Source organism: Ramlibacter sp. (genome assembly GCF_028291745.1).
Classification (GTDB): domain Bacteria; phylum Pseudomonadota; class Gammaproteobacteria; order Burkholderiales; family Burkholderiaceae_C; genus Ramlibacter.
In genome coordinates this window covers 20760-29058 of sequence record NZ_JAQGNQ010000094.1, presented here as the reverse complement: position 1 = coordinate 29058, position 8299 = coordinate 20760, and the positions used below count along the sequence as shown (strand labels likewise).

Genomic DNA, 8299 nt, shown 5'->3' with positions numbered 1-8299 from the left:
GCCGCCGCACGACTGGCTGCACCTGGCCGGCGGCGCCATCGGCGACGGCCTGCCGGTGGCGACCGGCGCGGCGCTCGCTGCGGGCGGGCAGCGCCGGGTGATCGGCCTGCAGGCGGACGGCTCGGCGATGTACTCGCTGCAGGCGCTGTGGACGCAGGCGCGCGAGCGGCTGCCTTGCACCACCATCCTGTTGAACAACCGCAAGTACGCGATCCTGCAGGGCGAGTACCAGAGCGTCGGCGCGACACCCGGCCCGACGGCGCTGCGCATGCTCGATCTCGCCGACCCGGATCTCGCATGGACGCAGATCGCGCGCGGCATGGGAGTGGAGGCGGCGCGTGCCACCACGATGGACGAATGCGCCGACTTGCTGCGCGCGAGCTTCGGGCGCAGCGGGCCGTTCCTGATCGAGTTGATGGTTTGAACGGATGTTGTCCTGGGCCTATGGACGTCATCCTCGGCCCTAAGGATGTCGTCCGGGCCCTATGGATGTCATCCCGGGCTTGACCCGGGATCCATGCTGCGCTTGTGCAAAGGCCGTCTGGATTGCGGGTCAAGCCCGCAATGACATCCTCACATCCCCACATCCTGAGCGCCTTCACCTGCGCGCAAACACCGGCTGGTCGAAATGCGCCACCCGTGTTGCCCGTCCGGCGATGCACAACTCGCGGAACTGGTACAGCACCGCCGCCGTCGGCGCCGCGATCCAGGCGCGGCCCACGGGCATGCGCAGGATCTGCCGCCCCGGCGTGTCGGAGGGCTCCAGCAGCGGCGCGTCGGCGCGCATGAATTCGGCGATGGGGATGCGGTGCACGCTGGCCACTTCCGCCGGATTGGGCGTGAGCGTCGCCGCCGTGCCGGCCCACACGACCACCGGCGTGATCACGTAGCCGGAGCGCGTGACGAAGTCGTCCAGCGTGCCGAGCACGGCGGACGCATCGACCGGCAGGCCGACTTCCTCCTGCAACTCGCGCAGCGCCGCTTGTTCGGGGGTTTCGCCGGGGTCGATGCGGCCGCCGGGCAGGGCCCATTGACCCGCGTGATTGTTCAGGGTGAGCGCGCGGCGGGTGAGCACGAGGGCCGCCTCGCGGCTCCACTGCGTCGGCACGGCGAGCCCGTCGACCGCGGCGCCGGGCCCTTCCTCCACGAGCGTGAGCGCCACTGCCGCTGCGCGCTCGGGACCGTGCGCGGCGCGTTGCACCGTGAAGCCGCTCAGGTGGTGCAGGATCAGGTCGCGCAGCGAGGCATCCAGGAGCATGGGGGTGAGTATGGATTGCGGGAGCCCGCAACGGCATCCGGGTTCACTGCGCTTTGCGCGGCACCAGCGCCAGCAAGCCCCTGAGCACATACAACAGGATCAGCGTGCCCGTCAGGTCCCCGAACGCCATCGCGGCGAAGCCGCGCAGCAGGTCGTGCTGGCCCCGCAGCGCGAGCCAGAGGTGCAGCAGCAGCGGATTGGCGATCGAGTAGGCCAGGGCCAGCGCGAGCAGGCGCCGCGGGGTCAGGTTGCGCAGCAGGGGGTCAAGCCCCCAGAAGCGGCGCGCCAGGCGGTAGACGAGATAGGGCGCGACGGTCGCGAGAATTCCGCCGACGAAGGCGCGCTCGAAATCGTCCGGAAAGAAGTACAGGAAGTCGACCAGCCACGAGGCGAACAGCAGGCCCCAGGCGCCGTTCTCGGCAAACAGCAGCGTGCACAGCAGCCGCATGCCCGCGGGCAGGTAGACGTAGTTGATGCCACGCGCGAATTCGAGCCGGTCGAACAGCCAGTCGTTGAGCCACAGCGTCGCGAGGAAGAGCACGACGGTGGCGAGCACCTGCGCGGCGCGCTGGCGGACGTTGGACCCGGTCATGGAGATCGCGATAGCATTGGGCCGCGCCCCACGCGCTGGCGAATGCCAGCTGTGGCCGGGGCGCAGGCAAGGACGGACGGAGAAAACGTGGCGAAGAAGAGCTCTTCTCGCAGGGCGGACGTGTACCTGCGCTTCCTGCAGCTGTCGGAGGCGATTCGCGGCCTGCCTTCGCTGCCGGCGCTCGACCCGCTGGAGGAGCGCATCCTCGGCTGGGTGGCACGGGCGGGGCAGCAGGGCGACCGGCTGTCGGTGCGCGACATGATGGCCTGCGACGAGCTCGGCTCGCCGGCCACCATCCACGGGCGGCTGAAGTCGATGCGCACCAAGGGGTGGATCGCCCTCGCCGACACGGAGGATGCGCGCCGCAAGCAGGTCGAGCTGACCTCGGCGGCCCTGGAGCATTTCGCGCGGTTGTCCCGCTGCATGGTGGAAGCCGCCAGGAGCTGACGGCGCTTTCCCTGATTCGGTGTTGTTGGCCGCGATGCTGACACCGCCGAGTTGCGCACGCAATCGTCACAACGGGTGAGCCGGCCGGCCCTAGACTCGCGCCTCGCACTTGCGGAGCCGCGATGATCAAGGACCTCTGGTACAAGAACGCCATCATCTACAGCCTGCACGTGGGAACCTACATGGATTCCAACGGCGACGGCATCGGCGACTTCGAGGGCCTGTCGCGCCGGCTCGATTACCTGCAGGGCCTGGGCATCACCTGCCTGTGGCTGATGCCCTTCCAGAAGTCGCCGCGCAAGGACGACGGCTACGACGTCAGCGACTACTACGCGGTCGACTCCTGCTTCGGCACGCTGGGCGACTTCGTCGACTTCACCAACGAGGCCAAGCAGCGCGGCATCCGCGTGATGATCGACCTGGTCGTCAACCACACGAGCGACCAGCACCCCTGGTTCCAGGAGGCGCGCAAGGACCCCGCCTCGAAGTACCGCGACTTCTACGTGTGGTCGCCGACCAAGCCGGCCGATGCCGAGAAGGGCATGGTGTTTCCCGGGGTCCAGAAGACCACCTGGACGCGCGACCCGGTGGCCGGCCAGTACTACTTTCATCGCTTCTACGACTTCCAGCCGGACCTGAACACGCAGAACCCCGCGGTGCTGGCGGAGATCCGCAAGATCATGGGCTTCTGGCTGGAGCTGGGGGTGTGCGGCTTCCGCATGGACGCCATGCCCTTCGTGATCCAGACCAAGGGGCCGGACATCCGCAGCCGCGAGCGCTACGAGCTGCTGCGCGAGTTCCGCGAATTCCTGCAATGGCGCCGCGGCGACGCGATCATCCTCGCCGAAGCGAACGTCGAGCCGAAGAACAGCATGCACTACTTCGGCGACGACGGCGAGCGGCTGCAGATGATGTTCAACTTCTGGGTCAACCAGCGCACGTTCTATGCGCTGGCCACCGGCGACTCGCGGCCACTGATCAAGGCGCTGGAGCAGACCCGCGAGCATCCCCCCACGGGGCAGTGGGGCCACTTCCTGCGTAACCACGACGAGCTCGATCTCGGCCGCCTGACCGACTCGCAGCGGCAGGCGGTGTTCGACGCGCTCGGCCCCGACAAGAACATGCAGCTGTACGACCGCGGCATCCGTCGCCGGCTCGCACCCATGCTCAGTGGCGACCGCCGCCGGCTCGAACTGGCCTACAGCCTGATGTTCACGTTGCCCGGCACCCCCGTGATCCGCTATGGTGACGAACTCGGCATGGGCGACGACCTGTCGCTTCCGGAGCGCAATTGCGCCCGCACGCCGATGCAGTGGTCGACCGAGCCGCAGGCCGGCTTCACGCGGGCCAGCAAGCCGGTGCTGCCGGTGATCGAGCACGGCCCCTACGGCTTCCACAAGATCAATGCCGCCGACCAGCGCCGCGACCCCGAGTCGCTGCTCAATTGGACCGAACGCATCATCCGCATGCGCAAGGAAGTGCCCGAGCTCGGCTGGGGTGACTTCACCGTGCTGGAGACGGGGCACGACGGCGTGCTGGCGCTGCGCTACGACTGGCGCAACAACGCCGTGGTCACGCTGCACAACCTCACTGGCGAGACCACCGAGATCAAGCTGCGCGTGGGCGACCCGCGCGGCCGGCAGCTGATCAACCTGCTGACGCAGGACCACAGCCAGGCCGACGGTCGCGGGCAGCACCACATCGTGCTGCAGCCCTATGGCTACCACTGGTACCGCGCGGGCGGCCTGGGCTACCTGCTCGATCGCGCATCGGCCTGAAGCTCAGTGGTCGTGGAAGTGGCGGTGCGGGGCGCCGCCCTCGCGCCGGCGCTGCAGCAGCCGCGCGATGCCGCGCGCCAGCGCCGCGGCCAGCATCAGCAGGAGCAGCACGAAGAATGCCGCCCAGAGCAGGTTGGTGATCATCATGGCTGCAGGCTAGCGCCGCGCCGGCCGGCGGGCTGTCGGCGTGCGCGGGCATCGCGCCGTAGGACAGCGCAAGCAGCGCGCGCCTGCTCTAATGGCGCCTCGCCACGAGGAGCCTATGAGCCATCTGTTCCAGCCACTGCAGCTTGGGGCCTTGCACCTTGCCAACCGCATCGTCGTCGCCCCGATGTGCCAGTACTCCACCGAAGAGGGCAGTGCCACCGACTGGCATCTGATGCACCTGGGCCAGTTGGCGCTCTCGGGCGCGGGCCTGCTGATCGTCGAAGCGACGGCGGTCTCCGCCGTCGGACGCATCACGCCGGGTGACCTGGGGCTGTATTCGGACGAGAACGAGGCGGCGCTCGCGCGCGTGCTCCAGGCGGTGCGGCGCCACTCGCCCATTCCCGTGGCGATCCAGTTGAGTCATGCGGGACGCAAGGCATCGAGCCGCGCCCCCTGGGACGGCGGCGCGCAGATCCGTCCCGACGAAGCGGGTGGCTGGCTCACCGAGGCGCCTTCGCCGCTGCCGCATGGCGCGAGCGAGCTGCCGCCGCAGGCGCTGGACGAGGCGGGCCTTGCGCGCGTGCGCGCTGCGTTCGTGGCGACCGCACTGCGCGCGGCCCGCCTGGGCCTGCAGGGCATCGAGCTGCATGCGGCGCACGGCTACCTGCTGCACCAGTTCCTGTCGCCGCTGGCGAACCAGCGCAGCGACGCCTATGGCGGCAGCCGCGAGAACCGCATGCGCTTCCCGCTCGAAGTGTTCGAGGCGGTGCGCGCCGCGTTCCCGGCCGATCGGCCGGTGTGGGTGCGGGTCTCGGCGACCGACTGGGTGGCGGGCGGCTGGGACGTGCCGGACACCATCGCTTTCGCGCAGCAACTGCAGGCGCGCGGTTGCGCGGCGATCCACGTCTCCAGCGGCGGCGTCTCGCCGGCCCAGCAGATCCGTCTGGGCGCGGGCTACCAGGTCCCGTTTGCCAAGGCCGTGAAGGCGGAGGTCGACGTGCCGGTGATTGCCGTCGGCCTGATCACCGAGCCCGAACAGGCCGAGGCCATCCTGAGCGCAGGCGACGCCGACGCCGTGGCAATGGCCCGCGCCATGCTGTACGACCCGCGCTGGCCCTGGCACGCCGCAGCCCGGCTCGGTGCGCAGGTGTTCGCCCCCAAGCAATACTGGCGCTGCCAGCCGCGCGAGCTGAAGGACTTGTTTGCGGGCAGTTCGCACGGGCAGCGCTGAGAGAGGAACAACCGAACGCCAAGAGCGCGAAGAAGCGCTAAGGACGCAAAAGAAAAACCATGAAGTCTTTGCTCTGGAAGTTCTTTTGCGTCCTTTGCGAATCCTCTGCGCCCTTTGCGTTCGGATGGCCGCATTCAGCGCGCCTCGCACGAGCGCTGCTGGTCGTCCTTGCCGCCGCCGCGCTGATCCCCGCGCACGCCGACCTCGTCGTCGGTTCCAAGCGCTTTACCGAAAGCTACGTGCTGGGCGAGATCGCACGTCAGACCTTGCAGCGCGCCGGTGTCGCCGCCGTGCACCGGCAGGGCCTGGGCAATACCGCGGTGATGGAACAGGCGCTGGCCACCGGCGGCATCGACCTGTATCCCGAGTACACCGGCACCATCGTGCACGAACTGCTCAAGCGCCAGGACGCCGCACCCTCGCTGCAGCAGTTGAACGAATGGCTCGCGCCGCGCGGGCTGAAGGTGGCGGTGCCGCTGGGATTCAACAACAGCTACGCGCTGGCCATGCGCGAGGACGAGGCCGCGCGCCTGGGCATCGCCACGATCTCCGACCTCGCGCACCTGAGTGCGCCGCTGCGCCTGGGCCTCTCGCACGAGTTCCTGGTCCGTGCCGACGGCTGGCCCGCGCTGCAGCGCGCCTACGGCCTGCCCTTTGCTCCGGGCAGTGGCCTGGACCACGGCCTCGCCTACCAGGCACTCGCGCAAGGCCAGGTCGACGTGGTCGATGCGTACACCACCGATGCGCAGATTCCGCGGCTGCACCTGCGCGTGCTGCGCGACGACCGCGCCTTCTTTCCGCGCTACGACGCCGTGCTGCTGATGCGCGCGCAGGTGGACGCGCGTCCGCTGGCCGCGCTGCAAGGCCGCATCGACGAGGACGCGATGCGGGCCATGAATGCGCAAGTGGAGATCGACCGGCGTCCCTTCGATGCCGTGGCGCGCGACTTCCTGGCAGGCGGCGCGACGCAGGCCGCCCGCGCTGCGGCGGCGCCGGTGCGCGCGCCCACCTTCGTGCAGCGGCTGTTCGCGCCCGACCTGCCGCGCCTGTTGCGCGAACACCTGACGCTGGTGTTCGCCTCGCTCGCGATCGCGTTGGCGATCGGCGTGCCGCTGGGCGTGATCGCGCACCGACATCCACGCGCGGCCGGTGGCTTGATGGGCGCGGTCGGCATGGCGCAGACCGTGCCCTCGCTGGCCTTGCTCGCCTTCCTGATCGCGCTGGTCGGCCGCATCGGCTTCGTGCCGGCGCTGCTGGCGCTGACGGTCTATGCCTTGCTGCCCATCGTGCGCAACACGCATGCGGGGCTGGCTTCGGTGCCGGCGGGGCTGCGGCAGGCGGCGCTGGCGCTGGGCCTGCGCGAAGGCCAGGTGCTGCGCAGCATCGAGCTGCCGCTGGCGGTGCCCACCCTGTTCGCCGGCATCAAGACCGCGGCGGTGCTGAACGTGGGCATGGCAACGGTGGCCACCTTCATCGGCGCCGGCGGACTCGGCGAACGCATCGTCGCCGGGCTGGCGGTGAACGACACCGCATTCATGCTGGCCGGCGCGGTGCCGGCGGCGGTGCTGGCGCTGCTGACGCAGTGGGTGTTCGACGGGGTGGAGCGGCTGCTGTTGCGCCGGCGGCCGAGGGGATAGCGCGTCGCTCCCGGCGAAGGATGTCATCCCGGGGGATGGAGTCATCCCTGGGCGAAGGATGTCATCCCGGGGCAAAGGATGTCATCCCGGGCTTGACCCGGGATCCATGCGGCGCTTGATTGCCGGCCGCGTGGATTGCGGGTCGAGCCCGCAATGACATCCGGGGACGATTGCGGGTTTAGCCCGCAATGACATCCGGACGGCTGCGCGTCAAGCCCGGGACGACATCCTTTTCCCTTCGTCGCCTCTCAATGCAACTCCCCCCAAGCCCCACCCGGCTTGCGCGCATACACATGCCGCCCCGGATGGTCGGGGGTGGGGATGCTCAGGACTTGCGCGTGCGCGTCGTCGCACACGATGTGGGGCAGCGCGCCGGGCATCTTCGGGTTGGCATAGGGCTCGAGCACGCGCGCGCGGGTTGGCGCGTCGGCCTCCTTGAGGGCGAGCCAGAGGGCGTCGAGCTGATCCAGCGAGTGATGCATCAGCCCTCGTAGCGTTCGACCGTGCCGATGTCGCGCGGCTCCGCGCTGTCCGGGTCCTGGCCGAATTCGCGCTTGGCGCGGCGTTGTCGCAGCAGGTCCCAGCACTGGTCGAGCTGTTCTTCGAGGTGCTTCAGGCGTTCGGTGTCGGCCGCCTGCGGGCCGGCGCGCAGCCGGTGCTCCTCGTCGATCAGGGCCGAGATGTGCGTGAGGAGGGTCTGGTCGCTCATGCGCGCTCCTGTCAAGGGATTGCGCATCCTACGCGCAGCAGGGCGGCAGCGGGAGGCCTGCCGGGCTTGGCCTCGCTTAGCACAGGCCGGCCGGCCTGCTTCCCACAGCGAAGGTGGAGAAACTTGTGGACAAGCGTGTGGAACTCGCCGCCAGCCCCCGCCATTGCTGGTCTCCATTGGGATGATGCTTTCCTGGGCACCTGCTTGCAGAAGCTTGACGGCGCACGCCGCCCGTCGTGCCCATGCCACGGCCGTCTACACTCGCTGGATGTGCCGATTTGTCGATGGGAGCCGTCTGGCGGACGAGCTGAACACGCGGGAAGACGACATCGTCTTCGAGACTTTCCAGCCGGGCCGCGTGCGCAAATGGTCACGCGGGGAGATGCGCACGCTGCCGGCCATCGACATCCAGGACGCGGTGGATTGCGGCCGCGCGGTGGTGGTGGCCGATTTCGAGAGCGGCGACCAGGTGGTGTTTCGACCCTGACAGGCGAGTTGCT

11 protein-coding genes are annotated in these 8299 nt (G+C 69.3%); 6 read left to right on the top strand and 5 right to left on the bottom strand.

Features of this window, described 5'->3' with window-relative positions:
* Window positions 1-424: thiamine pyrophosphate-dependent enzyme (locus tag JWP60_RS17785; protein WP_299794347.1), on the top strand; the 424-nt coding region annotated here is incomplete at its 5' end.
* A 174-nt stretch (window positions 425-598) separates the two neighbouring features.
* Here JWP60_RS17785 and JWP60_RS17780 read toward each other — a convergent pair.
* Both JWP60_RS17780 and JWP60_RS17775 read right to left on the bottom strand, forming a co-directional pair.
* Window positions 599-1258, bottom strand: coding sequence for a CoA pyrophosphatase (locus JWP60_RS17780; protein WP_299794344.1), 660 nt, complete (start codon window positions 1256-1258; stop codon window positions 599-601).
* A 43-nt stretch (window positions 1259-1301) separates the two neighbouring features.
* The gene (locus JWP60_RS17775) at window positions 1302-1850 is read right to left on the bottom strand and encodes a hypothetical protein (RefSeq protein WP_299794341.1); all 549 of its coding nucleotides are present in this window, start codon (window positions 1848-1850) and stop codon (window positions 1302-1304) included.
* 87 nt (window positions 1851-1937) lie between these two features.
* Between JWP60_RS17775 and JWP60_RS17770 the strand changes: the two genes are divergently transcribed.
* The gene (locus tag JWP60_RS17770; protein ID WP_299794338.1) at window positions 1938-2297 is read left to right on the top strand and encodes a winged helix-turn-helix domain-containing protein; all 360 of its coding nucleotides are present in this window, start codon (window positions 1938-1940) and stop codon (window positions 2295-2297) included.
* Between the two features lie 122 nt (window positions 2298-2419).
* Window positions 2420-4075 carry an alpha-amylase family protein gene (locus tag JWP60_RS17765; RefSeq protein WP_299794335.1) on the top strand — a complete coding sequence of 552 codons (1656 nt, stop codon included), beginning with the start codon at window positions 2420-2422 and terminating at the stop codon, window positions 4073-4075.
* 3 nt (window positions 4076-4078) lie between these two features.
* Here the strand turns inward: JWP60_RS17765 and JWP60_RS17760 are convergent, their stop codons facing one another.
* Window positions 4079-4222 (bottom strand): hypothetical protein, encoded by a 144-nt coding sequence (locus JWP60_RS17760; protein WP_299794332.1) that lies wholly within the window; start codon window positions 4220-4222, stop codon window positions 4079-4081.
* A 115-nt stretch (window positions 4223-4337) separates the two neighbouring features.
* Here JWP60_RS17760 and JWP60_RS17755 point away from each other — a divergent pair, with 115 nt between their 5' ends.
* Window positions 4338-5453: an NADH:flavin oxidoreductase/NADH oxidase gene (locus JWP60_RS17755; protein ID WP_299794329.1), complete on the top strand. Its 1116-nt coding sequence runs from the start codon at window positions 4338-4340 to the stop codon at window positions 5451-5453.
* A 59-nt stretch (window positions 5454-5512) separates the two neighbouring features.
* Window positions 5513-7090: a glycine betaine ABC transporter substrate-binding protein gene (locus JWP60_RS17750; RefSeq protein WP_299794326.1), complete on the top strand. Its 1578-nt coding sequence runs from the start codon at window positions 5513-5515 to the stop codon at window positions 7088-7090.
* Window positions 7091-7338: 248 nt separating this feature from the next.
* Here the strand turns inward: JWP60_RS17750 and JWP60_RS17745 are convergent, their stop codons facing one another.
* A complete protein-coding gene (locus JWP60_RS17745; RefSeq protein ID WP_299794323.1) occupies window positions 7339-7572 on the bottom strand; it encodes a hypothetical protein in 234 nt (77 codons plus the stop codon).
* Window positions 7572-7799, bottom strand: coding sequence for a DUF2630 family protein (locus JWP60_RS17740; RefSeq protein ID WP_299794320.1), 228 nt, complete (start codon window positions 7797-7799; stop codon window positions 7572-7574). The genes JWP60_RS17745 and JWP60_RS17740 overlap by 1 nt, the downstream gene beginning before the upstream one ends.
* Before the next feature lie 268 nt (window positions 7800-8067).
* Here JWP60_RS17740 and JWP60_RS17735 point away from each other — a divergent pair, with 268 nt between their 5' ends.
* Window positions 8068-8286 (top strand): hypothetical protein, encoded by a 219-nt coding sequence (locus JWP60_RS17735; protein ID WP_299794317.1) that lies wholly within the window; start codon window positions 8068-8070, stop codon window positions 8284-8286.
* The last annotated feature ends 13 nt before the right edge of the window (window positions 8287-8299 follow it).

What these genes read in the sequence shown, in the direction of transcription:
- JWP60_RS17780 (WP_299794344.1), bottom strand. Translation starts at nt 1,258, where the DNA reads ATGCTCCTGGATGCCTCGCTGCGCGACCTGATCCTGCACCACCTGAGC.
- JWP60_RS17735 (WP_299794317.1), top strand. Translation starts at nt 8,068, where the DNA reads ATGTGCCGATTTGTCGATGGGAGCCGTCTGGCGGACGAGCTGAACACG.
- JWP60_RS17755 (WP_299794329.1), top strand. Translation starts at nt 4,338, where the DNA reads ATGAGCCATCTGTTCCAGCCACTGCAGCTTGGGGCCTTGCACCTTGCC.
- JWP60_RS17765 (WP_299794335.1), top strand. Translation starts at nt 2,420, where the DNA reads ATGATCAAGGACCTCTGGTACAAGAACGCCATCATCTACAGCCTGCAC.
- JWP60_RS17740 (WP_299794320.1), bottom strand. Translation starts at nt 7,799, where the DNA reads ATGAGCGACCAGACCCTCCTCACGCACATCTCGGCCCTGATCGACGAG.
- JWP60_RS17760 (WP_299794332.1), bottom strand. Translation starts at nt 4,222, where the DNA reads ATGATGATCACCAACCTGCTCTGGGCGGCATTCTTCGTGCTGCTCCTG.
- JWP60_RS17775 (WP_299794341.1), bottom strand. Translation starts at nt 1,850, where the DNA reads ATGACCGGGTCCAACGTCCGCCAGCGCGCCGCGCAGGTGCTCGCCACC.
- JWP60_RS17745 (WP_299794323.1), bottom strand. Translation starts at nt 7,572, where the DNA reads ATGCATCACTCGCTGGATCAGCTCGACGCCCTCTGGCTCGCCCTCAAG.
- JWP60_RS17750 (WP_299794326.1), top strand. Translation starts at nt 5,513, where the DNA reads ATGAAGTCTTTGCTCTGGAAGTTCTTTTGCGTCCTTTGCGAATCCTCT.